Here is a 24,294-nt window from a genome sequence, read left to right as displayed (position 1 = left end):
CTTTATTTGAGCACTCGGACATTTCAAAAGTTTATTAAATAAGTAAAAATTTTCAACGCAATTCTTTATATCCCATTGATATAGCATAAGAACGCAATTTCTCCTTCAATAAGTTCCGAGCTCTGTGTAATCTTGATCTTACAGTTCCTATTGGTATGTCTAATATCTTAGCCATTTCCTCATACGTGAAGCCTTCGATATCACATAATATGATAACTGTCCTGAAATCGACTGGAAGTCCATTAAGGGCCATAGCTACTTCATCGCCAATTAAGTCTTGAACCGCTTCTATCCTTAAATCCGATGTGCTTTCAAATTCAGCATCCTCATTTGAGTTGTAAACCGCTTCTACTTCTTGATAATCAACTTTAGATGGCTCCTTGCTTTTTTTCCTGTAGTCGTTAATAAAACTGTTCTTGAGGATTCTGAATAGCCAAGCTTTGGCGTTAGTTCCTTCTTGAAATGAGTTAATAAACCTGTAAGCTTTTAAGTAGGTGTCCTGAACAAGGTCATTTGCATCGTCCTCGTCGTTAGTTAAGCGAAATGCAAAGTTATACATGGAGTCTATGTGTGGCATAAACTCTTTGTCAAACACGCGATACTGCTCCTCGGGGCTATATCTCGGTTTCGATTCTAATTCTTCTTCTTCTTCAAATTCCATTTCCGCCTATCAGTTTGTGCAAAATTATCGGTTTTTTTTAAATTATAAGCAATTTTACATACATATCTCCTAAAATAATACAAAATATGACCAAAGGAATATTTTAATGATACGTTGGAATGTTTAATTTTATTGGTTTATTTTCGAAAAATTTAAATCCAAAGAAATGATAAAAAAAAGTGACATAGGCGAATTGCCAAAGTTTTTTGATAGATACATTTCTATTACTGACGATGTAGACCTGATTGAAGGTTTGAATCATTATGCACCACATAATGTATTTCCATCCACAGATGCATTAGCCGCACTCAAAGATAAAATATATGCTCCCGGAAAATGGACCATAAAAGATATTCTACAGCATTGTATTGATACTGAAAGAATAATGGTATACCGGGCATTGTGCTTCGCAAGGTTTGATGAAAATATGATGCCTGGTTTCGATGAAGGTGAATATGCTAAAAATACCAATTTAGAAAATAGAACTGTGGAAGATCTGATGGAAGAATTTGGTATTGTTAGAAAATCAAATATTTTAATGTTTGAAAGCTTTAACAAAAAAATGCTACTTCGAAAAGGAACAGCTAATCATATTCGCTTATCACCACTTTCATTGGGCTTTGTGATTATGGGGCATGGCCTGCACCACGCCAATGTAATAAAAGAAAGGTATTTGAACTTGAAATAAAATCCATTTATTGTTTTCAACCAAAACCACGATTTGTTCGTTTATAAATTTAAATAAAAGAATATTGGAATAGACTAACAGTATCTTGATTTTCAGGTCGTAATTTTGTAAAAAAATAATAATTGATGAGCGTTTTTTCTAAAAAATATTTTACACTTTTAGTTTTTGTTTTTGGTGTTTTGCACCATGTTTTTTCTCAAAAACTTAGCAGAAGCCCATACTTGCAAATGGCTAATGAGTCTCAAATGACCATAAGGTGGGAAACTGATATACCTACAGAATCTAAACTTACGTATCAAAATGCTGCAAGCATGGAAACAAAAACTATTGTAGATTCTATGCCCAAAACACTGCATGAAATTAGAGTTAAAAATCTTTTGCCCAAAACCAAATACTTGTACAAAGTAGGTTATAAAGATGTAGTACTAGAAAGTGGTGATAAAAATTATTTCATAACTTCTCCTAAAACTGGCAGCACGGAGTCTTTTGAAATGGTGATTTTAGGTGACTGTGGTACAGGTACCGATGGCCAAAAAAATGTAGAAAAAGCTATTAATGGATATTTTGGTAATAGGCCAATTGATGGGTGGCTTTTGCTTGGCGACAATGCATATAATGACGGTTTTAAAGATCAATATCGTACAAATTTTTTTGACATATATAAGAATAGTTTCTTGAAAAATACGGTATTGTGGCCATCACCCGGAAATCACGATTATGGTGGAAGGACAATTTGGCCAAATGATTATGGTGCGAAAGCCTACTATTTCGAGGCATTTACTATGCCTACCCAAGCAGAGTGTGGAGGTGTGGCTTCTAAAAGTGAGGCCTACTACTCATATGACTATGCCAATGTGCATTTTGTGTCTTTAGACTCATATGCTCTTGAAGATGGCCGAAACATGGCCGATACACTTAGTGCTCAAGTTAATTGGCTCAAAAAAGACTTAGCTGCCAATAAGCAAATGTGGACAGTGGTTTATTTTCACCATCCACCTTTCTCAAAAGGTACTCACAATTCAGATATTGAAACTGACTTAACTGCCATTAGGTTAAATTTAGTTAAAATCTTAAATGACTATAAAGTAGACTTGGTGCTAAATGGTCACAGCCATAACTATGAGCGTTCTTATTTTATGTCAAATTTTAGAGGTAAAGACGAGGAGTTTGATATTAAAAAATACGGAGTTTCTACCTCAAATGGGAGATATGACGGCTCAGTGGACTCTTGCCCTTATATCAAAAAAGATTCAGGCTCTGTATATGTAGTGGCAGGTACAGGAGGCTGGGTTGGGTATGTTTCAGAAGGGTATCCGCACAATGCCATGGCATATTCTAACTCGACAGATGCAGGAGCACTTCTACTTAAAGTAGAAAATAATAAACTTGAGGCTAAATATTTGTTAGAAACTGGTAAAATCGCCGATCAGTTTACCATGTTAAAAAACGTGAATAAAACGAAAGAATTTGAAGTTGCTTGTGGCGATACATTGAGCTTAGCTGCTTCGTGGCCTTCTGATTTTATTTGGAATGGCGGGGCTATTAAAACGAAAATATTAAAATTAGACAGTTTGAATACCAATAGCAGTTTTTCGGTAAAAGACTCAAAAGGGTGTTTGAAAGACGATTTTGTTGTAAAAGTTAAGCCTTTTCAGGTCAACACCTTTGATTTTGGTACAGCAGCAGTGCCTTTTGGCTCTAATGTGGTTGTGAATACATCGACTATTGCAAATGCAAAATATATTTGGGAAGGACCAAAAGGACCCATAGAAAATAATTCCAGCCAATTGACTTTAAAAGAAGTTTCTAAAGAAAACGAAGGGAGTTATTCGGTAACGGTAAAGTATAAAGGGTGCGAAGCCAAAGTGTCTAGCAAGCTTTTGGTTCAAGAAAAACCTAAAGTAATAATATTGGCCAATGAGCCTAATAAACTAAAACAGTTGTCTGTTTTTCCAAACCCAGCTGAAACTGACGTGAAAGTCAAGTTTTATACTCCGATTTCGGCTAAGTATATTTTAATAATAACGGATGAACTCGGAAGGAATCTTTCGCAAGAGAAATCGTATGACCTAAGCGAAGGCGAGCATTTATTTGATCTCAGCTTAAAGAAATTACAAGCAAGTAAGTCAGGATTGATATATGTGCAGATGGTTAGCGAAAGCGGGGAGACTTATGTAGAAAAAGTAATTCTAAAATAAAGGGTATTTTCTAATTGGTGAATAAAAAATAAAGGGCTGTCTCTATTTGAGCAGCCCTTTATTAATTTTAAAAAAGGTATTTTTAGAATAACATTCTAAATTTAATAGTCTCTTCTATTGCTTTTATTTCTTGAACAAATTCACGCGAATATGCTTTCTGAATATCCACGATAACGTATCCTACGGTCTCGTTTGTTTTAAGATATTGACCCGTGATATTGATATGGTGCTTGGCAAAAATATTGTTAAGCTTTGCCATAATACCCGGTACATTTCTGTGTATGTGTAGTATTCTATGAGAGTCTTGAAGCAATGGAAGCTGAACCTCAGGGCAGTTTACACTTCCTGTTGTACTTCCGTTATTTATGTATTCTAATAGCCTCTCTGGTACATACGTTCCTATTCCTTGTTGAGCTTCTTCCGTACTTCCCCCGATGTGCGGGCTCAAGATTACATTGCTTAGTCCCATTAGTTCTGATACAAACGGGTCGCTGTTGGTCTTTGGCTCCTCCGGGAATACGTCTATTCCAGCACCTTCTATTTTGCCTGATTTTATAGCTGCCACTAGATCAGGAATATTAACCACTGGGCCTCTCGCCAAGTTCATAAATATAACGCCGTCTTTCATCTGAGCAAATTCCTTTGCCCCGATTAGGTTTGTATTTTCTTTTCTTCCGTCAATATGTAAGCTTACCACATCCGCAGTTTCGAAAACCTCCTGCATGGTTTTGCATTTTTTAGCATTACCAATTGGCATTTTATCTACGATATCGTAGAAATAAATTTCCATTCCTAGTGCTTCTCCAATAACCGAAAGTTGGGTACCTATGTGGCCATAACCAATCATTCCTAGTTTTTTGCCTCTCACCTCAAAGCTATTAATAGCAGATTTGTCCCAAATACCTTTATGCATAGCTTCGCTTTTGGGGAAAATCTTTCTGATTAGCATAATCATCTCACCAATGGCCAATTCAACCACAGAGCGGGTGTTACTGTAAGGAGCATTAAAAACTGCGATACCTTTTTGGGTAGCGGTTTTCAGGTCTATTTGGTTTGTCCCAATACAAAACGCTCCAATAGCCATTAGCTTATCGGCATTTTCAAGGACTTTTTTCGTTAAGTTTGTTTTTGAGCGAATTCCAATAATCGAAACATCTTTAATTTTTTCGATAAGCTCATCCTCGTCCATGGCCCCTTTATGAAACTCTACATCGAAACCTTGGCTTTCGAAAGCTTCCACAGCAGCTTGGTGTACGTTTTCTAGTAAAAGTACCTTTATTAAACTTTTAGGATATGATTGTCCTCTTGGTAGCTGGTTATAAAACAAAAACTCATCTAAAGATTTGATGGCGAAGTCTGCTTCTGCTACTACTTTGGGACGTTCTACATTTTCGGTAAAGGCATAAAATCTATCAGCAAAGCCTGCTTTTTTTATTTCGAAGTCAGTGTATCCGTCTCCAATCACAGAAACGTGACCTTCAAACTTAAGACTTTCCATTAGTTTTATTTTGCCTCCAGTTTGAGCTAAAACATTGCTTTGGTCAACTCCCGTTATGTTTCCTTCCTTGTCAAATGTAAACGTGTTAGCGTATACATTTTCGTCTTTTAGGCCAAGGCTCTGAGTTATAGGTAAAATAAACTCTTTAAAACCGCTCGATACAATGTATATATCTGCATTATATTCTTTTAAGAAGCTTTTGTTTCTTAAAAATGAGTCTGAAATTTTAGTTTTTAAGAAGTCAATTAAAATTTCAATGTGGGATTTGTTAGCTTTTAGTAGCTCTATTCTACTTTTTAGTGCTTCTGAGAAAGAAATTTCACCACTCATACCTGCGTCTGTGAGTGCTTTTATTTTTTTTACAACTTCAGCTCCATCAGCTTGCCCTTTTAGAGCGATAGCTGCAAGTTCGTCAAGTCCTTCTACCTGAGTTACAGTGCTGTCAAAATCTATTACAAAAATTTTTCTTTCGTTAGTTGTTACCACAATTCTGATTTTTTTATTTTTTCGCTAAAATAAGAACTTAGATTTTTATCTGATTGGTGAATATTGTGCAGTATACAAATAATAACTTTATTTATTGAAAAAGTCCAACAAAGTTCTGTTTTTAGTTGCTTTATTTTATAAATACCATTTTTTATTCTGTATGTGTAACAAAAAAAAATCCAGCTGAAACTGGATTTTTAAATATAGAAGAAGTCTTAAATACCTTACTTAATGTACATTCCTTCTTTACCGAATTTTTTAGCCAACAAAGCATAAACCACAGCTCTGTGTTTGCTCTTGTTGCTAGTTCCCATTTGTACCATTACTTCATCTATAGCCGCTTGAAGATTTGGACCATCAGGTAATCCAAGCTTTTTGATAAGGAAGTTGTTTTTTACGGTATCAAGCTCCTTTTGGTCAGAACCAGACACTTTTGATGAATCATTGTTGTAAATTGAAGGGCCTAGTCCTTTTGCTACTCCGATAAGAAGTGCTTCGTCTAAACCAAGGTTGAGTTCTGCATTTTGCTTTTTATAAAGTTCAACACATTCATTAAATTTACTCATAGTAATAAAATTAAGGATTTTTTAAAATGTAACTAATAAAATTAAATTTTAATATTCTCATTTCCAAACAAATAAGTATTAATCATTTTTTATTTTTCAGCAATATCGTCGGTATATTTTATAAACATCGGAGAGTTAAGCTGAACTTGCACTCCAAACTGGAAAATCGAGTTTTTCAGGATATGTTTATATTCATTTTGAGTACCGTCGTAGTTACCAATTAGTATTTCATGATAAAATTTATTCTGCGGAATAAAGACATATTTACTATTTAGACTGACCTCTAAACGTTCGGTCACTTTTCCTCTTAAATCTAATTGAGCTTCAAATCCCACTTTTGATAAATATGGGTTAATGTTGTATTTAAGGCGTATGATTTCGTCTGGTGTAGGGTTTCTCGTAGGATTAAAGTTTATATCGTTCGATCTCGTTGTTATTTTTTTGGTGGCAAAGGGCAGTATCACTCCTGTGCCTATATTTAACATTGTGGTTCGGGCAACTTTATCAATGTAAAATAGCCTTTTCTTAACTCTCAAAGGTATGTAGTAGGAGTTTATGTCGGAAGTAAACGAAAGTGGGGATCTGTTAATATATACATTTTGGAATGAAGTGGTGAGTTTTGTATAATTTTGTACCAAGCCAATTTCCCAAAAATAGTCGTTGTTTCTGTTTTGCCCTATGGCCATTTCCCAGTTTAGCAAAAGTGGGCTGTTAGTGTCTATGTTTGGACTGTCATCATTAGTTTTGAGTTTTGTAAGGTTTTTTTTAAAGCCTCCTGATGCTGAAATGTAATATTTAAGAACAAAAGGCTTTAGGTTAGGGAAAGTTAAAGCTTCTGCGTCTGTTTTTCGGTTTTTGGGGAGTTGATAATAAGGTGATTCTTGTCCAAATGTGAACATGGAACATAAACTAAAATAGAAAATTAGCAGGATATTTTTTTTCAAGGCTTTACTATTTTGATTAAATATTTTGCAATCTATTTTTTGGTTGTTTACAAAAGTATTAATATTGCATAAAAAATCGAAAAATTTATCATGTCAAACGCAATAAAGAAAGTTCCATCTTGGTTAATGATCGCCATATTTTTACTTATTTTAGTGATTTTGGGTGTATTCACAGATATGTTCACGTTTATAGTAGGCTCGCTTATTATGATCGGTATTTTTGCATCTGGTTATGACAGTGAAAATCTTCACGAGCATTAATTCGTAAAAGTTTAGCTTATTTTTTTATAAATACGCATTGTTTAAACTCGGGTAACCACAAATATGTTGTTATTCGAGTTTTTTTTTATCCCACTCAACGATTTTTTTTTTGTAATTCTGCACCTCAAATAAGTCTAAAAAGTTTATTAAACGGTAGCAAAAATATTATTTGCGGCATTTTTTTTGATAAATTTTATTATTATCGCTTTATTTGTTTACTACAATATTAACTTATTAAAAAGTCGCAAAATGAAACTGGAAAGCACAGTAGAAAAAAATATTAATAAATGGTTGAAAGGCAAATATGACGATGATACCAAAGCTCAGATAAATAAACTTATAGCAGAAGAAAACGCAACTTTGCTAACAGATTCGTTTTACAAAAATTTGGAATTTGGCACAGGTGGTATGCGTGGCGAAATAGGTGTCGGTTCAAACAGAATGAACCAATATACAATAGGTGCTGCCACTCAAGGTCTGGCAAATTATCTGAACAAGTGTTTTGAAGGACAAGAGATTAAAGTTGCAATTGCTTATGATAGTAGAAACTTCTCTCCTGAATTTGCTCAAATAGCCGCTAATATTCTATCTGCAAACGGCATATTGGTTTATTTATATAAAGAGCTAAGACCTACACCACAATTGTCATTTACTGTGCGTGAGTTGGGCTGTCAGTCAGGTATAGTTATCACGGCTTCTCATAACCCAAGAGAATATAACGGATACAAAGTATATTGGAACGACGGTTCTCAAGTAGTTGCTCCTCACGATAAAAATATCGTGGCGGAGGTTAATGCCATTACTAATGTAAAAGACATTAAGTTTAAAGGCGTTAAAAAACGTATTAAAATGATAGGTGAGGTTTTGGATAAAAAATACCTAAAAGCCGTAAAAAGTATTGCGGTGGCACCAAGGATTATCAAAAAACAGAAAGATCTCAAAATTGTATTTAGTCCAATTCACGGTACTGGTATAACCATGGTGCCCCTGGCACTTGCTCAGTTAGGTTTTGAAAACGTAACTATTGTAGAAGAACAAGCTACGCCAGATGGCAATTTTCCTACGGTGGTTTATCCTAATCCAGAGGAAAAAGAGGCAATGACTTTGTCGCTTAAAAAAGCAAAAGAAATAGACGCAGACTTGGTAATAGCTACTGATCCAGACGCAGACAGAGTAGGTATGGCTGTAAAAAATCCAAAAGGCGAGTGGCAGTTATTAAACGGTAATCAAGCCGCAAGTTTGATTATTTACTACTTGCTAAAAGCATGGAAAAACGCTAAAAAACTAACAGGCAGCGAATTTGTATGTAAGACCATCGTGACTACTGACTTAATAGACGCTATGGCTGAAAAAGCCGGCGTTAAATGTTACAATACCTTAACTGGCTTTAAATATATAGCTCAGGTAATTAGAGAATTAGAAGGTAAAGAGACCTTTATAGGTGGCGGAGAAGAAAGCTACGGTTATCTAATTGGAGATAAAGTAAGAGATAAAGATGCTATTGCGAGCTGTGCTATTATTGCTGAATTAACAGCCTATGCGAAACATAAGGGTTTGAGTCTTTTTGATTTTCTGGCCGATATGTATAAGCAATTTGGATTTTATTACGAAGGCTTAGTTTCGGTTACCAAAAAAGGAAAGTCAGGTGCAGAAGAAATTCAGCAATTGATGACTGATTTTAGAACGAGTCCTCCGAAAACCATATCAGGTTCTAAAGTTATCAGAATGGATGACTATGGCTTACTTAAGCGTACAGATTTTAAAACGGGTTTAACGGAAGATATTCCTTCAGGAAAACTCGGTATAGAAACCTCAAATGTGCTTCAGTTTTTTACAGCTGATGGCACCAAGTTTACGTGTAGACCTTCAGGCACCGAGCCTAAAATCAAGTTTTATATCGGTGTTAAATCAAAACTTAAGTCAAAAGAAGAGTTTGACGAAACCTTGGAGTTATTAAAATCTAAAGTTCAAAATATTGCTATTGAATTAAAATTAAGTTGAAAATAATTGGTTTACGTAACTCGTTTTTAATATTAATCGTTTTTCTTGAATTTGTTTCAGGAGAGGTTAATGCTGCACCCAAGGGTGAATTGCCGGCATTGAAAATAGTAAATGTAGAAACTGCTGGTAATGACAATAAATTTCAGGCGAGTTATAGTTTAAATTATTACGAAAGAACAATAAAAGTAGAGGTAGCCCCACCAAAGCTCAATGAGGCTATCTCTTCTTTTGCATATAAACTAGACAGGAAAAGTTTATTTGTAGACAGCAGTTCAAATTGGATTTTATCCCCCAAAAATAGCTTTAAATTCACGGATCTTATTTCGGGCAATTATGCCATATCAGTCAAATATATTACCAAATCGGGTAAAGAATCTAAGGTGACATGTTTTGATGTTATAGTAAAAAGACCATGGTGGCGTACATGGTGGTTTTGGGGTGCAAGCTTTGTTTCATTATTTGGGCTTTTTTATGGCAGAGAGCGTTTCCTGAAGTTTTGGGCTGACGAAGAGCAACGACACCACAGGCAAATAGTGGAGCTGGAGTTGAGAACCCTGCAGTTGCAAATGAATCCCCATTTTATTTTTAATGCCTTAAATTCTATTCAGTCGTATGTAATGACGCACGATGCACTCACGGCTAACAACTATCTTTCAAAATTCGCCCATTTAATTCGCATGTTTTTGGATTCCTCTAGAAGTAAATACATATCGCTCCAAGAAGAAGTTAGGATGTTAAACCTGTACGTAGAAATGGAAAAACTTCGTTTTGAAGGAAAGTTTGAATACACCATTGAAGTTAGCCCAGAGGTAAACAAGTATTTTGAGATTCCGACCATGATCCTTCAGCCATTTGTAGAAAACTCAATTAACCATGGTTTGCGGTATAAATCCGAAATGGGTTTTATGAAAATCACTTTTTTTGTAGAAAACAATTACTTAATCTGTAGGTTAGAAGACAATGGAGTGGGTAGGGCAGTGGCTAAAGAGGTACAAAGCAACACCCGGAAAGGATATAAGTCTCAGGGTTTGAAAATCACCTCGGAAAGACTTGAAACTTACAACAAAATAAACGATACGAACATAGTCTTTTCTATTAAAGATTTATATTCAAAAAATGATACTTCAGAAAAAGATATTGGAACAGTGGTAGAAGTTAGATTCCCCATTACATAACCCATACCCAATAAAGCAATGATGGTTTTTTTACTCATATTATTACTTTTAATCGGAGGTCTAGTTTTAGCATTAGTTATTCAAAGAAATAAATTTGAAAAATTAAAAAAAGAACTAAACGACGCCCCTGGTTTTTTGGTGGATGAGGAAATTGAACCTCGTTCTGAAAAAAACACTAACCAAAAAGTCAAACCCTTTGACCCAAATATTCTTGAGATAAACTCAGATGTTGTTTTTGAGTCTAGTTCAAAAGACGGAATTTTTGTGATTGAAAACTGGGTTTTGGTGTATGTTTCTGCAAACTTATACAAGAGATATTCGCCTTATCTTGAAAATACTAAGCTTATCAGACTCGAAAATTTGTATTCGCTTGTTAGCGAAGCTGACAAAGTTATGGTGCAAGAAAGTGTAGAGAAGGCATTGGAGCGAAAACAAACCTACCTCGAGCTAAAGTTTAAAGCTGTAGATAGCGAATCAACTTCATACCGAAAAGACGCACTGTTTTTTCTGTATAATCAAGCAGGAAAACTCACGAGGACTATCATATTTACCAGAGATGAAACCGAGTTTGAAAACCTTAAATCTCGATTGTCATACATTGAAATTCTCAAAGAATATCTGTTTAATTATTTTAACGGCTATGTCTTTTGTAAAAATAGCAAAGGCGAGTTTTTGTTTGTAAATGATGCCGTTGTAAATGATTTTAAGGTAAAACTTGAAGATATAATTGGAAAAACAGATGCAGAGTTAGTGGACGATCAAGAGATTATTAATAAGTATAGAGTTGAGGATGAAAAAGTAATAAGTACGGGTAAGTCTCTTTTTATTGAAAACGAGCCTGGTATACGGGGTGATGGTACTTTGGGGTATTTTCAAACGAGTAAAGTGCCTCTTGAAATTCCGGGAGAGGAGGGCACCTGTGTATTGGTGTTTGCCAGGGATATTACAGATGAAGTTAAAAATAATATTCAACTTAAAGAGAAGGCTTTATTAGCAGACAAATTAAATAATATAACCTTTGGTTTAACATTTTTAGACTTTTTAGAATCGGACAGTGTCTTTGATGTGACAAAAAAAATATCTGAAAGTTTGATTCAGGGTTTAGAATTAGACTCAGGTGCGGTTTGGTTGCTTACTAATAACGAGATAAAGGTATATTTTTACGAAAAAAACAACATTGTTGACATTTCGGAACCCGAAGTATTGAATCTCGATGAATGGCTTGAATACATGATGCAGTTTAATGATAAACTGGTTGTGGAAGTTTCAGATACGTCTAAGATTCCATTTAAAAATCCTGCCATTAAGGCCTATTTTGAGAATAAAAATATTAAGTCTAAAGTAGATATTCCGCTAAGGATTGGAAGTAATTTAATAGGTGGACTGTGCTGTGCAACAAGCGAAATAAGAGAGTGGAAACACGAAGAAATTTTGTTTGGGCAGCATATTGGAAATTACTTTTTGGCTTCATATGAATTTCATGCAAAACGAAAAGCAGAGAATAAGCTATTAGCTAAAAGCCGGATTTTAGAAGGGGTAGAAAAAATAACGCAACTTTTATACAAAAATGATAACTTAAAAGATTGTATTCATCAAATAGTTGAGGTTTTGGGTAAGTCCACAAATGTATGCAGAGCTTATTATTTTAATCTGCTTTTTGAAATAAATTCTACTGAGACTATTGCTTTATGGGATAAAAACGAAGCTGAGGATATTGAGCTGCCATATATGACAGAATTTCCGCCTTCACATTTTGAGTTTTTAGTTGAAAAATTAAAACTAAAGAAACTCCAGGTTTATGAAGAGAGAACCATAGAAAATGAAGAGGTAAGAGAATTGTTGCATTCATTTGGAATAAAGACCATGGTTCTTATTCCAATATTTATCAATGATAAACTAAACTCAGTTATAGGTTTTGATAGAAGAATAAGTAATGATGATTGGGATGAAGATTCATTTTTATTTTTACAAACTTTGGCCTCAAATATTTCGGCTGCGATAGAAAGATCAGAAAACACAAAGCTTATCGCTGAAAATCATTTTAATCTTCAACTAATAAGTGATACTGTTAAAGATGTTTTTTGGCTTTTTGATGTTCCAAATAAAAAGTTTTTATTCGTGAGTAAAGCCTGCAAGGAGGTATTTGGTTACGATGAAAATGATTATAATAAAAACCCAGAGATAGTTGAAGAAAATGTTCTTCGCGAAGACTTTCATTTGATAAAAGAAAGAAAATGGAAACACAAAAACAATCAAGTTTGTGAAATTACCTATAGAATTAAAAGGCCTGACGGCGAAGTACGCCATATTTCAGAGAAGACTTTCCCTATTTTAGGTGAAAATGGCGAAGTCATAAAAGTGAGCGGCGTAAGTGTGGATGTAACCGAACAAATAAAAATTAATAAGGAAGTTGCACTACTTTCTACCGTAACTCAGAAGATTTACAATTCGGTGTTGATTTCTGATCCAGATGGTACCGTAACTTGGGTCAATAATGCTTTTATTAAACTTTTTAAAACACAATTTGACAGAGTAGTCGGTAAGAAAATATCGCAACTTTTAAAGTCAAGGGGAATTAACAAAAGTGTCAATTTTACCAAAGATAATTCAATAAATAATTATGACGAAATAGAATTTGTAGATAAAAATGGAGAAATCGTATGGATTAGCGTAGCTTGGTCAGTTGTGAAAAATGAGCAAGGTCAGATTATCCAATATATTTCAATCGTCAATAATATAACGAAACGTAAACAAGCTGAGTTACTTATTTCAAACAGCGAAAGGAGTTTGAGGTTTATTACAGATAATACCTCAGACGGGTTTATTGTTATAAAAAATTCCAGAATTCAACATTATTCAGCTTCATGTGAACGAATATTTGGATTTAAAGTGGATGATATAGTCGGTAATCCAAGTGTCTCTCTTTTTGACTATGTGGAAGAAAAAGAGAAACTTAAAGTGATGGGGCTTGTAAATAAGTCGGTAGAAGAAAGAGGAAAGGTGCTTGAGTTTCAAACTAAATTAAGAAATTTTAAAGGTGAATACCAATGGTATGAGATAGTTCCTAATATTCTTTACAATGAAGATGATTCTTTGGAGTCGGTCATTTTAGTGATTAGGAATATAGACTCAAGGAAAAAAATGGAGTTGGCTTTAAGTCAAAGTCAAAAACATTTAAACTTAATTTTAAACTCTCTCGACGAAATGGTTTGGGCCCTAACATACCCAGATTTAGAGCCTGTTTTTGTGAGTAATTCGATAAGTGAAATCTATGAAATATCAACTGAAGAATGGAGAAGTGACATCAAATCTACCTTAAAGGCGGTTATACCAGAAGACAAAGAGGTTTTGAAAAATATTTATGCGGAATTAGATATTAATAACGAATCGCAAGGTAATTATAGGATTAAAACAAGGAGTGGTGCCATAAAGTGGCTGAAGTCTAACACTAAAATTATTCACGACAGCGAAACAAATAAACGGTTACTTATCGGGGTGATTTCTGATATTACTAAAATAAAAGAAGCTGAAAAATTTGCGAAAGAATCAATCCTTGAAAAACAACAAGCAGAAAGTGCTTTCGCCGAACTAGAACTTAGGGCTTTGCAAATGCAAATGAACCCACATTTTATTTTTAATGCCTTAAATGCAATTCAGAGCTATATAATTAATAAAGAAGAGGAGTTTGCTAATATTTATTTGTCGAAATTTGCTTCACTTATAAGATTATTTTTAGATTCATCGAGAAGTAAGTATATTTCTATCAGCGAAGAAATAAAGATGCTTAAACTATACGCAGACCTCGAAAAACTAAGGTTTGAAAATAAGTTTGAAGTTATTTTTATAGTTGACCCAGCTATCAATATATTTGCTGAAATTCCAACAATGTTACTTCAGCCTTTTATCGAAAACTCGATTAACCACGGCTTGAGATACAAAAAAGAAAAAGGGAGTTTGACAGTTGAGTTTAAAAACATTTCGGATTACGTAAAAGTTACGATCAAAGACGACGGTGTAGGTAGGGCAAAATCTGACGTGATTAGAAAGAAAACAAACCAAGGCTATAAATCGCAAGGCTTAAAAATAACAACCCAACGCTTAGAGAATTATAATAAACTCAATATGAGTAATATTGATTTTAAGATAGAAGACTTATATCCGGACAAAGAAGATAAAGGCACACTTGTAGAAATATTATTTCCTATAAACTAAAATTGGCAGATGTATACTTGTATAATCATTGATGACGAAAACAGAAGCGTAGAAACTTTAAGCAAAATAGTTACTACCTATTGTGAGGATAAACTTGAGATCCTTGCTACAGCTAATAATATTGATGATGCCTATCCGCTGATTAAAAACAAGAAGCCTGACGTAATATTTTTAGATATTGAAATGCCTTTTGGCTCAGGCTTTGATTTGCTGGAGCGATTTGACGAGATAGACTTCCAGGTTATTTTCACAACAGGTTTTGATCAATATGCCATTACTGCTATTAAATTTAGTGCATTGGATTATTTACTGAAGCCCATCAATATTGCCGAACTCAAAATGGCAGTAGATAAAGCCATTGTAAATATTGAAAATGCAGACTATAAAAGCAATTTTAAGATATTTTTAGATACCCTCAAGAAAACAAAAAATTCTACAAACAAGATACCTTTGCCTGTGCTAAATGGACTCGAATTAGTGCAGATTGATCATATCGTATATTGTGAAGCGGACGAAGATTATACGCATGTTTTTCTTCAGGATGGTACAAAAAAAATAGTCACCAAAAGTATCAAGGACTTTGAGGAGCTTTTAGAAACGTATGATTTTTTTAGAATTCATCATTCGTTTTTAGTCAATAAAAAATACATAAAAAAATATACAAAAGGAGAAGGAGGCACTATCTTGACAGACTTAAATGTTGAGATTCCAGTTTCGAGAAGAAGGAAGTCGGAGTTTTTGGAGTGGTTAAATGATATGTGATTTTTTAAAAGTCAGGTAGCTGTTTCAATTGTGTAGTTTTATTGTTTTCAAAATCTATATGAAAGCAAAATGTTTTCACGCCATTCGTAACACAAATGTATGGAGCCTTGTGAATTAAGTTATATCTACTCGCTTGTTCCACTACTTTTTGGTCAATAGGCACCTCTTGAGCTTTACATTCAACTAATAAAAAAGGTTTCCCAGTTCTGTCAAAAACTACAATATCTGTTCTTTTCTGAAGTTTGTTGTAATTCAAACCACCTTCTAGTTTTATTAATGATTTTGGATATTTAAGTTCATTTATCAGCGACCACAGCATGTTTTGACGCACCCATTCTTCAGGAGTGAGTAAAATGTATTTATTTCTTAATGTATCATAAATGTGCTGTTTGCCTTCAATTTCCTTAAATTTGAATCGCGATTCCAGATTGTTAGTCATTTTTTTTATTTGTTGGAATTATTTTCAACTATTAGTGGTTTATCCCTACAATATTTAAAAACGTAAGAATTATATGCAAAGTAAAGAAGAAATTGTAAAGAACTGGCTACCCAGATACACAGGTACAAAACTTGAAGAGTTTAAGCCGTATATATTATTGACAAATTTTGGTAACTATGTGCAGATTTTTGCGGATAAATTTGGAGTAGAAGTAAAAGGAAAAGGTAATGCCATGCAAACTGCTTCTGCTGGAAATATCACCATCATTAACTTCGGGATGGGTAGTGCCATGGCCGCCACAGTGATGGATTTATTAACTGCAATCGAGCCTAAAGCGGTTTTGTTTTTAGGTAAATGTGGAGGTTTAAAGAAAATTACAGCACTGGGAGATTTCATATTGCCTATTGCGGCTATAAGGGGTGAAGGTACATCAGACGATTACGCTAGACCCGAAATACCTGCTTTGCCTTCCTTTAGATTGCAACGTTCGGTTTCGGAGATGATTATTAAACATAACATGGACTACTGGACGGGTACGGTATATACCACTAACCGCAGGGTTTGGGAGCATGACGAAAAATTCAAGGCTTATTTGAGAGAAATAAGAGCCTTGGGTATCGATATGGAAACTGCCACAATATTTATAGTCGGTTTTGTTAACTCTATACCTCACGGTGCCTTGTTACTTGTTTCTGACAACCCGATGGAACCAGACGGAGTTAAAACTGAAGCCAGTGATAAAAAAGTAACCAATAACTTTGTAGAGAAACATATCCAAATTGGTATAGAGGCATTAGATGAACTCGCCAATTCTGGAGAGTCTGTTAAGCACCTTAGGTTTGAAGATCAGAAGTCATAAAATAAAAAAGCCCTTGAAATTAAATTTCAAGGGCTTTTTTCATGTTATCCATTGTCGATTATTAGTTGCAATAATCTTTTATTATTCCATACGAACTTGAGTTACCTAACTCACCTGATTTGCTAAGGTCATAGCAGCCACCGTTGCGGTCGCCTGTGGCAAGTTTAATCAATCCTCTTACATAGTACGCCTCTGCATATTTTGGGTTGATTTTGATTGCATTTCCGCAGTCGACAACCGCTTCGTTTTGGTCACCCATTCCTGATCTCACTAGTCCTCTACCAAAATGTGCTTCTGCATAAGTTGGGTTAAGTTCAATCGATTTGTTAAGGTCGCCCAAAGCATCTTTATAGTCGTTTGCTTTAAATGCGGCCATTCCTCTTGCGTAAAAAACCTCAGAGCGGTCGCTTGTGAAATCCACAATGTTTGATTTTTCGCTTACTTTCTTTTTTAAGTCCTCCATTACATTTTTAGGCATAGGACCCACATAAGCATCTTTCCCTTTTTTTGATTCAGTAATGTCTTCTACCGCCTTACTTAAGTCTGAAATTGCGGCTTTAGAGTTATTTAATTTTGATTGAACAAAACCTCTCGCGTAGTAGGCTGCTCTATAATCGTTTTTAAGTTGGATACATTTATCTAAATCAAGTTTAGCTGAATTGTACTCTTCAAGTTTTGCTTTCGCAAATCCTCTATAATAAAACGACTCCGCATCTTGAATGTCTAATTTTAAAGCTTCGTCGAAGTCTAAAACGGCATCCGTATATGCATTTACTTTTATTCTGTTTTTACCTCTTTCAGCATATGTTTGGGCTCTTTTCGGATTTATGCTTATCGACTTCGTAAAATCAGCGATACTTCCGTTGTAATCTTCAAGTGTTGATTTGCAAAGACCTCTTGAATAATACGCTTGGTATTTTTCAGAGTTATCTGCATTGAGCTCTATTACCTTTGAAAAGTCTTGAATGGCTTTCGTGTAATCATTTAGTTTTGCTCTAATAAATCCACGCTGTAAATACGAATATGAATCTTCTGGGGCAAGTTCAATCGCTCTGTTAAAGTCTTGCAGAGCGGCTCTATTGTCATCTTGGTATGATTTGCTTAGGCCTCTGTATAAAAACGACATGGCGTCTCTTGGACTAAGGTCAATTGATCTATCAAAATCTAAGATAGCACCTCGGTTATCTTTAAGGGCTTGTTTGGCCAAGCCTCTGTTAAAGTAACACTGTGGGTTTTCAGGATTCATTGAAATAGCGGTGCTAAACGAAGCCAAGGCCCCAATAAAATCACCTGCTTTACTTTTAGAAACGCCTAATTCGAAATGTTCAGAGGCTGTTTGCTGACCAAATGATACAAATGCTCCTAGCTGAAGGAGAAGTACGATAAATATTTTTTTCATTTAAATAAGATTATTAAACTTTCAAAGATAAACATTTCAATAATATTTATCAGGAAATTCAAATGCTATTCAAACAAAAAACAGAATTTATGAGGAAAAAGGGGAGATTTATAGGCTTAAGCCTAGACAAATAACAAAAACTAGGGTGCTCAATGCAAGTCGCTTTAAAAGTGGGTCGGGGTTTTCTAGTTTTAATAATTGAAAACCATTTAGCAAAATCAAAGGAAATGGAATCAAAAAAATGTAGTTTGAGAAACCTATTTTTGATAAAAATATTACTGTTAAAAATAAAGCTAAACCCAAAAGGGAAAAGTGATAGAGTATCGCTTTCTTTTTGCCTAACCTAACAGGGATAGTTATTTTCCCAGTTTTTTTGTCAGATTCTATGTCTCTTATGTTGTTCAGGTTTAAGACACCTGTTGCTAATAATCCACACGCCGAAGCGGGCAAAAATAGTTTGAAATCTAAAACATGTGTGAACAGGAAATTGCTTCCTAAAACGCCAACCAGACCGAAAAATAGAAAAACTGAAATGTCTCCAAATCCGGAATATCCATAAGGTTTTTTACCGGCTGTATAAAAGTATGCGGCTAAAATACAGACTAATCCTAATCCAAAAAAGCGAAGAAAGGCAGGGTCAGCAAAACTTCCGAAAGAAACATAGAGTAATAACACACCACTGATTATGGATAGAAAAGCAAAAATAACCACGGCTTTAAACATTTTAGCTGGCGATATTACACCAGATTGCACCGCTCGGCTTGGCCCAACTCTATCGCTAGAGTCTGCCCCGTTTTGAGAGTCGCCATAATCGTTTGCAAAATTTGAGAGTATTTGTAAAAGCGTAGTAGTTAGAACAGCAAGTCCAAAAATTTTCCAATGGAAATTACCTGAGTGATAAGCCAAAAAACTCCCTAGAATTATACTTGATAAAGCCAAAGGCAATGTTCGTGGTCTAGCCGCTTCTATCCAATGTTTCATATTTAGATTCCTACTGCTTTTTTGAATTCTTCGCTTGTAGGCAATATTTTAGAGGCAAAAAAGTGTGTTACCTTTCCCTCTTCGTTGATTACATATTTACAAAAATTCCAAGTCGGAGCTTGGTCGTTCCATCCGTTCTGATTTTTCTTACTTAACCATTGATAAAGCGGATGTTGTTTTTCTCCAATAACTTCAACTTTTTCGGTCATTTGAAAATTAACACCGTAGTTTTTTTGACAAAATTCTGCAATTTCTGAATTAGAACCGGGTTCTTGTGACATAAAATTGTTTGCAGGAATTCCGATTACTACTATTTTGTCTCCATAAGTTTCGTGAAATTTCTCCCAATCGGCATACTGAGGTGTAAATCCGCATTTTGAAGCTACATTTACCAAAACTACTTTTTTGCCTCTGTATCGAGATAAATCTAAATCATTGTTGTCTAACGATTTGATTTTAAAATCGTAGAAAGAGCCTAGGTATTCCATATTTCCAGTAGAAGTTTTTATTTGATTTTTGTCGCTGAGCAAATTTGAAATTGTATTTCTTTTAAAAAATGCAGCCAAAGCAAGTACTCCACCAACAAGTAAAGCAGTTTTCATATTTGAAAAATATTTAAAGCGTTTATATATACTTTAATTTAGAAACCACTGAGTGACTAAATAGTTTCGGCGGTGCCTAGTTTTTTCAACATTTGAATATGAGAGTGAAGAGCATTCATGAAACTTCCTTTTGAGTTATACATTAAATTAAACTCTTTGGCTGTTTCAGCTACTATTTTAGAAAGATCCTTGTAGTATATATGCGAAATTTTCGGAAACAAATGGTGTTCAATTTGGTAATCTAGCCCCCCAATGTACCACGATAGCAATTTGCTTTTTCCAGAAAAATTTGCGGTAGTTCTTAGCTGATGCACAGCCCAAGCATTTTGCACACATGCGTTTTCGTCTGGAATAGGTTGAGCGGCGTCTTCTACCACGTGAGCCAGTTGGAATATAGTACTTAAAATCAAGCCAGAAGTCATGTGCATGGCCATAAATCCTAAAAACCAAGTGCCAAACCCTATGTGAAGAACCAACATAGGTATCACCATAATAAATACGATGTATAATATTTTAGTGGCGATAAGTATAATAAGTTCTTTTGTAGGAAATGATTTTACAATTCCGTCTTTGGCCAAGGAGTTAAATAATTTAATTTCTTTGAAATCTTTCCACAAAAACGATATAGTCATCAAGCTATACAACAAAAAAGCATATGCATGTTGAAATCTGTGAATCGGCTTCTTTTTTTCTTCTACATTTAATCGCAACAAAAACTTACCCGTAATATCTTCGTCAAGGTCATGTATGTTTGTATAGGTGTGATGAAGTTGATTGTGCTGCACTTCCCAGTTATAGGCATTGCCTCCAAGGAAATAAATGCTGGAACCAAATATTTTATTCATTAACTTATTTTCCGAAAATGAACCGTGGATGGCATCGTGCATTACGCTCATACCTGTGCCGGCTACTCCAATTCCCATTACCACACACAATATAAGATTTTGGATATTATTTAGACCAGCGAAAAGAATTATAAAATACGGTATGAAATAAATTGAAAGCATAATGATAGCTTTCGTAAGTATTTGACTGCCACCGCTTTTGCTGTAGTTGTTTTCTTTAAAGTAGTTGTCTACTTTTGAGCGTAGCGTTGTGAAAAATGTAGCCTCTGATTTATTAATAAATTTAATTTTCTGCATAACTGGGTTTTGTTGAAAAGCATAATGCTCATACCTTACAAAGTTCTATCTTTTTTCTTTTATTTCCTAATATCAGAATCTGCGAATTTGTAGGATATTCTATGGCTAATCAACATTTTAATCTTGAGTTTTGTTATTTTTGAAAAAAAAACTTCGATGCGTCTCATTCAACTTCTTTTTGTACTAAATATTGGTTTAAGTTTTTCAGTCTTGGCACAAAGCCAGAATACTTCTTCATGGATTGATTTTAATAAATCATATCTTAAAATTGAGGTTGAGAAGGATGGTGTGTATCGTATTAGTTTTGAAGAACTTAGCAAGTCTGGTCTCAGTAGGTTTACCAACCTTGGTTTGTGGTATCACGGTAAGCCGATGGCCATAAAAACAGTAGGAGAAGTCAATGGTGAACTCAAAGCAGGCGGGTATATTGAGTTTTTTGGTGAGAAAAATAAGGGAAGTTTAGATTCATTGGTTTATAGACCCACTTGGGCTAGAAACAATCCATATCAAAGTTTGTTTTCAGATGTTTCTGCATATTTTTTGTGTGCAGATAATACAAATCCTTTGCGAGTAAAAAATAGTTTAACTAGCCCTGGAACTACTCAAAACAATTTCCGAGAAACATTTGTTTGGGCTCCAAACACCCAATATTCTTTCAATAATAATATTGGACTTTTGCCCGAGTTAATGCAAAGTTATTATCAACCGGGAGAGGGCTGGACAAGTAAGTTTGTGAGTGCTTCCGACTCATCTTCAAAATATGTTTTTACACTTCCTGGGTTTGTGAAAACAAGTTTTAATACAATACTAAAACTGAAGTTAAACGGCAGGTCTCGCGTATGTCATTCTCTAGATTTCTTTTTAAATAATACTAAAATAGAAAGCAGTGCGTCATTTGGGCCATTTGATTCATATAGTAATTCCTACGATATTTCGGAATTTGAGAGTGCTCCAAGTCTAAACCTAGAATTAAAAACTAGAAATGCCAATGTGCAATACGACTGGTATTCGCCCACGTTTTTTGAGTTTGTTTATTCACGGTCAAATGCCAGTTTATCCGAAACAGCTAGAACTATCAGTTTGCTAAACCCTATTGGCACCAAAGAAACCTATGTTTTTGGGAATATAAAAAATGATAAAACAAGAGTTTGGGAGATTTCAGACCCAAGTCAAGCGAATGAGTTAGGTAGTGTCAATACAAGTTTGGGCCTAAGTTTTTCTATAGATAGAACTGCAAATAGCCAAAAAGTTTTTGTTTTTTCGGAGACGCTTAGCCCTAAGAAAACTCAAATTCTTAATTTGACTAAAAATACAAGCAAGCCTGAATTTGTAATAATTACAACGCCTACACTAAAAGAGTCTGCCTTAAAATATGCAGATTACAGGGCCTCTGATGCAGGAGGAAAGTATAAAGTAGCGGTGGTTTATACGGACGATATCTACAATGCGTATTTTTATGGGGAGAAGAATCCGAAGGCGATATCTTATTTTCTTGAAGATGTTTTGAAGGATTCGCCACGGAAATTTTTGTTGCTTATGGGAAAGGCGGTTACTTTTCCAGACGCCATGAAAAACTCAACCGAAACCGTTCCTTCATTTGGATATCCGGGTTCGGATGTGCTGCTTTCAGCAGGCCTTTGGGGCGGCAGTATGGATGTGCAAGCCGTGCCAACAGGTCGACTAAATGCAACTAAAAACGAAGAAGTTTTGGCTTATTTGGATAAAGTAAAAGAGTCTGAAGCAGCAGGAGTAGCCCAAGAATGGAAAAAAAACTTTTTGCATCTGAGCGGCGGTCAAAATGTCTTTGAAATAAACTCTTTGCGGTTTTTGTTAAATGCTATTACACCAAAAGTTGCTGGAGGTCTGTATGGTGGAAGCGTAACCGCAAAAGTAAAAGCAACAGACGCAGAAGTAGAGGAGATTGACATTTCAAAAGAAGTAAACCAAGGTGTTGGCATGCTGTCTTTTGCTGGCCATGGAAGCACCGATGTGATTGACTTAAACATTGGTTATAGCTCAAGTCCACAGCGAAACTATAGCAACAAAGGCAAATATCCATTGATGTTTTTTAATGGATGTGGCGTTGGTAATGTTTTTTATAGATACAACACACTCAGCACAGACTGGATTGTGACTCCAAACAAAGGGGCTATCGGCGTTTTTGCAAATTCATATTGGAGTTATTTGTATCCTACTCAAAGATATTTAGAGGTACTTTACGATAAGCTTTTTGTAGACCCGGAGCTTTCAAAACTTACCATAGGGGAGGTTCATAAGGCGGTTAACCAAGCTTTAGTAAATGAAAGCGGCAGCGATTACATACGAGCAGAAATGCATCAAATGGTCTTCCAAGGTGATCCGGCTTTAAAGCTTTTTCCAATAGAAAAACCTGACTTCTCGGTAGAAAATAATAAAGTTTTTCTACAATCTGCCCAAGGTTTGACTACCATTGGGGCCTCTGATAGTTTACTTTTTGGTGTTTTTATGAAAAATCTAGGTAGGCTTTCTGCTAATCAAATAATAAAGGGTGCTTTTACACTTAAATATGCGGGTGGTAAAGAACAAACGAAAACTTTTGAGTTTAAGTCAAATCAAACTACTGATACGCTCTTTGTGCCGTTTAAAAGAGATGTTACCATAGAAGAAATAGCCCTAAAGCTAGATGCTGACAATAAAATAGAAGAATACAACGAGCTAAATAACGAAGTGAAATTAAGTTTTAAAGGGGAAACGGCTTGGGACAAGTTATTGAATTTTACGTTGTTTCCTGAAGGTATTTTGCCTGATAAGGTTTCACCTAAACTTACACTTTACGTTGGGGACAAAATCCTCCAAAATGCAGACTTGGTGGCATTAGATGCTCGTTTTAAATTAAAACTATTGGATGACCGAAGTTTAGATTTACAAAAATCTTTGGTGGAGGTGTATCTTAAAAAATGTGAGACTTGTGAAATACAAACGGTAGACTTACAAAGTGCGGTTTTTACTAGAAATACTTCAAATGATATTACCTTAAGTTTGCCTAATCTTGATTTGCAAGCGGGTAAATATTCCATTTATGTGAGAGCAAAAGATATGGTGGGAAATGTTTCGGGGCCACTTCAGCAGATTGATTTCGAGATTTTGAAGGGTAATTCTGCGAGTAAAATAAAGGTAAGCCCAAACCCAACGCAAGACTTTGCTAAGGTAAGTTTATTGGTAAATGATAACCGAAATCCGTCTGCGATAAATGTGATGGTGTATGACCTAAATGGTAAACTCATCGAAAGCCAAAGCCCAAGTGCCACAGTTGGTTTAAATGAGTACTATTTGGGATTAAAACAAAAATGGGGGGCGGGTAGCTACATTATTCAAGTTACAGTTTCTCACGCCGATGGTCAAACGGAAGTTTTAAAAAGCAGGGTTTTGGTATTTTAGAAT

At 35.0% G+C, this 24,294-nt stretch carries 18 protein-coding genes; 9 read left to right on the top strand and 9 right to left on the bottom strand.

Annotated elements, in window-relative coordinates; all coding sequences use genetic code 11:
* Positions 1-52: 52 nt before the first annotated feature.
* Positions 53-661: a sigma-70 family RNA polymerase sigma factor gene (locus ACFOOI_RS08345; RefSeq protein ID WP_379836963.1), complete on the bottom strand. Its 609-nt coding sequence runs from the start codon at positions 659-661 to the stop codon at positions 53-55.
* A 166-nt stretch (positions 662-827) separates the two neighbouring features.
* On the opposite strand from ACFOOI_RS08345, the gene ACFOOI_RS08340 reads away from it, so the two are divergent.
* On the top strand, positions 828-1,349 hold the full coding sequence (locus ACFOOI_RS08340) for a DinB family protein (protein WP_379836961.1): 522 nt from the start codon (positions 828-830) through the stop codon (positions 1,347-1,349).
* A 125-nt stretch (positions 1,350-1,474) separates the two neighbouring features.
* A complete protein-coding gene (locus ACFOOI_RS08335) occupies positions 1,475-3,547 on the top strand; it encodes a purple acid phosphatase family protein (protein WP_379836959.1) in 2,073 nt (690 codons plus the stop codon).
* An 82-nt stretch (positions 3,548-3,629) separates the two neighbouring features.
* On the opposite strand, the gene serA is transcribed toward ACFOOI_RS08335, so the two are convergent.
* From serA to ACFOOI_RS08320, 3 genes are all read right to left on the bottom strand, one after another.
* Positions 3,630-5,534, bottom strand: a complete 1,905-nt coding sequence (gene serA, locus ACFOOI_RS08330; protein WP_379840210.1) for a phosphoglycerate dehydrogenase — start codon at positions 5,532-5,534, stop codon at positions 3,630-3,632.
* Positions 5,535-5,755: 221 nt separating this feature from the next.
* On the bottom strand, positions 5,756-6,097 hold the full coding sequence (locus ACFOOI_RS08325; protein WP_379836957.1) for a DUF2853 family protein: 342 nt from the start codon (positions 6,095-6,097) through the stop codon (positions 5,756-5,758).
* Between the two features lie 89 nt (positions 6,098-6,186).
* Entirely contained in the window at positions 6,187-7,041 is an 855-nt protein-coding gene (locus ACFOOI_RS08320; protein ID WP_379836955.1) for a hypothetical protein, read from the bottom strand.
* Positions 7,042-7,131: 90 nt separating this feature from the next.
* Here ACFOOI_RS08320 and ACFOOI_RS08315 point away from each other — a divergent pair, with 90 nt between their 5' ends.
* The 5 genes from ACFOOI_RS08315 to ACFOOI_RS08295 all read left to right on the top strand — a co-directional run bounded on the left by ACFOOI_RS08315 (position 7,132) and on the right by ACFOOI_RS08295 (position 15,452).
* Positions 7,132-7,302 (top strand): hypothetical protein, encoded by a 171-nt coding sequence (locus ACFOOI_RS08315; RefSeq protein ID WP_379836953.1) that lies wholly within the window; start codon positions 7,132-7,134, stop codon positions 7,300-7,302.
* A gap of 249 nt (positions 7,303-7,551) precedes the next feature.
* Positions 7,552-9,303 (top strand): phospho-sugar mutase, encoded by a 1,752-nt coding sequence (locus ACFOOI_RS08310; protein ID WP_379836951.1) that lies wholly within the window; start codon positions 7,552-7,554, stop codon positions 9,301-9,303.
* Positions 9,300-10,478: a sensor histidine kinase gene (locus ACFOOI_RS08305; RefSeq protein ID WP_379836949.1), complete on the top strand. Its 1,179-nt coding sequence runs from the start codon at positions 9,300-9,302 to the stop codon at positions 10,476-10,478. The genes ACFOOI_RS08310 and ACFOOI_RS08305 overlap by 4 nt, the downstream gene beginning before the upstream one ends.
* A gap of 18 nt (positions 10,479-10,496) precedes the next feature.
* Positions 10,497-14,690, top strand: a complete 4,194-nt coding sequence (locus ACFOOI_RS08300; protein ID WP_379836947.1) for a PAS domain S-box protein — start codon at positions 10,497-10,499, stop codon at positions 14,688-14,690.
* Positions 14,691-14,699: 9 nt separating this feature from the next.
* Positions 14,700-15,452, top strand: a complete 753-nt coding sequence (locus ACFOOI_RS08295) for a LytR/AlgR family response regulator transcription factor (protein ID WP_379836945.1) — start codon at positions 14,700-14,702, stop codon at positions 15,450-15,452.
* Between the two features lie 4 nt (positions 15,453-15,456).
* Here the strand turns inward: ACFOOI_RS08295 and ACFOOI_RS08290 are convergent, their stop codons facing one another.
* Entirely contained in the window at positions 15,457-15,891 is a 435-nt protein-coding gene (locus ACFOOI_RS08290; protein WP_379836943.1) for a type I restriction enzyme HsdR N-terminal domain-containing protein, read from the bottom strand.
* Between the two features lie 73 nt (positions 15,892-15,964).
* Between ACFOOI_RS08290 and ACFOOI_RS08285 the strand changes: the two genes are divergently transcribed.
* Positions 15,965-16,750 carry an AMP nucleosidase gene (locus ACFOOI_RS08285; RefSeq protein WP_379836941.1) on the top strand — a complete coding sequence of 262 codons (786 nt, stop codon included), beginning with the start codon at positions 15,965-15,967 and terminating at the stop codon, positions 16,748-16,750.
* Between the two features lie 61 nt (positions 16,751-16,811).
* Here the strand turns inward: ACFOOI_RS08285 and ACFOOI_RS08280 are convergent, their stop codons facing one another.
* The 4 genes from ACFOOI_RS08280 to ACFOOI_RS08265 form a co-directional block, all read right to left on the bottom strand.
* Positions 16,812-18,149: a tetratricopeptide repeat protein gene (locus ACFOOI_RS08280; protein WP_379836939.1), complete on the bottom strand. Its 1,338-nt coding sequence runs from the start codon at positions 18,147-18,149 to the stop codon at positions 16,812-16,814.
* A gap of 108 nt (positions 18,150-18,257) precedes the next feature.
* Positions 18,258-19,130 carry a 1,4-dihydroxy-2-naphthoate polyprenyltransferase gene (locus ACFOOI_RS08275; RefSeq protein ID WP_379836937.1) on the bottom strand — a complete coding sequence of 291 codons (873 nt, stop codon included), beginning with the start codon at positions 19,128-19,130 and terminating at the stop codon, positions 18,258-18,260.
* A 2-nt stretch (positions 19,131-19,132) separates the two neighbouring features.
* Complete coding sequence (locus ACFOOI_RS08270) at positions 19,133-19,732, bottom strand: glutathione peroxidase (protein ID WP_379836935.1); 600 nt, start codon at positions 19,730-19,732, stop codon at positions 19,133-19,135.
* 56 nt (positions 19,733-19,788) lie between these two features.
* Positions 19,789-20,874, bottom strand: coding sequence for a fatty acid desaturase family protein (locus ACFOOI_RS08265; RefSeq protein ID WP_379836933.1), 1,086 nt, complete (start codon positions 20,872-20,874; stop codon positions 19,789-19,791).
* A 156-nt stretch (positions 20,875-21,030) separates the two neighbouring features.
* Between ACFOOI_RS08265 and porU2 the strand changes: the two genes are divergently transcribed.
* A complete protein-coding gene (gene porU2, locus ACFOOI_RS08260) occupies positions 21,031-24,291 on the top strand; it encodes a putative type IX secretion system sortase PorU2 (protein WP_379836931.1) in 3,261 nt (1,086 codons plus the stop codon).
* The last annotated feature ends 3 nt before the right edge of the window (positions 24,292-24,294 follow it).

The organism is Lacihabitans lacunae (assembly GCF_042649125.1).
Classification (GTDB): Bacteria; Bacteroidota; Bacteroidia; order Cytophagales; family Spirosomataceae; genus Leadbetterella; species Leadbetterella lacunae.
This window is presented reverse-complemented; position numbering and strand designations above follow the sequence as displayed.

What these genes read in the sequence shown, in the direction of transcription:
- ACFOOI_RS08345 (WP_379836963.1), bottom strand. Translation starts at nt 661, where the DNA reads ATGGAATTTGAAGAAGAAGAAGAATTAGAATCGAAACCGAGATATAGC.
- ACFOOI_RS08280 (WP_379836939.1), bottom strand. Translation starts at nt 18,149, where the DNA reads ATGAAAAAAATATTTATCGTACTTCTCCTTCAGCTAGGAGCATTTGTA.
- ACFOOI_RS08270 (WP_379836935.1), bottom strand. Translation starts at nt 19,732, where the DNA reads ATGAAAACTGCTTTACTTGTTGGTGGAGTACTTGCTTTGGCTGCATTT.
- ACFOOI_RS08310 (WP_379836951.1), top strand. Translation starts at nt 7,552, where the DNA reads ATGAAACTGGAAAGCACAGTAGAAAAAAATATTAATAAATGGTTGAAA.
- ACFOOI_RS08285 (WP_379836941.1), top strand. Translation starts at nt 15,965, where the DNA reads ATGCAAAGTAAAGAAGAAATTGTAAAGAACTGGCTACCCAGATACACA.
- ACFOOI_RS08275 (WP_379836937.1), bottom strand. Translation starts at nt 19,130, where the DNA reads ATGAAACATTGGATAGAAGCGGCTAGACCACGAACATTGCCTTTGGCT.
- ACFOOI_RS08265 (WP_379836933.1), bottom strand. Translation starts at nt 20,874, where the DNA reads ATGCAGAAAATTAAATTTATTAATAAATCAGAGGCTACATTTTTCACA.
- ACFOOI_RS08340 (WP_379836961.1), top strand. Translation starts at nt 828, where the DNA reads ATGATAAAAAAAAGTGACATAGGCGAATTGCCAAAGTTTTTTGATAGA.
- ACFOOI_RS08290 (WP_379836943.1), bottom strand. Translation starts at nt 15,891, where the DNA reads ATGACTAACAATCTGGAATCGCGATTCAAATTTAAGGAAATTGAAGGC.
- porU2 (WP_379836931.1), top strand. Translation starts at nt 21,031, where the DNA reads ATGCGTCTCATTCAACTTCTTTTTGTACTAAATATTGGTTTAAGTTTT.
- ACFOOI_RS08325 (WP_379836957.1), bottom strand. Translation starts at nt 6,097, where the DNA reads ATGAGTAAATTTAATGAATGTGTTGAACTTTATAAAAAGCAAAATGCA.
- ACFOOI_RS08295 (WP_379836945.1), top strand. Translation starts at nt 14,700, where the DNA reads ATGTATACTTGTATAATCATTGATGACGAAAACAGAAGCGTAGAAACT.
- ACFOOI_RS08300 (WP_379836947.1), top strand. Translation starts at nt 10,497, where the DNA reads ATGATGGTTTTTTTACTCATATTATTACTTTTAATCGGAGGTCTAGTT.
- ACFOOI_RS08335 (WP_379836959.1), top strand. Translation starts at nt 1,475, where the DNA reads ATGAGCGTTTTTTCTAAAAAATATTTTACACTTTTAGTTTTTGTTTTT.
- ACFOOI_RS08315 (WP_379836953.1), top strand. Translation starts at nt 7,132, where the DNA reads ATGTCAAACGCAATAAAGAAAGTTCCATCTTGGTTAATGATCGCCATA.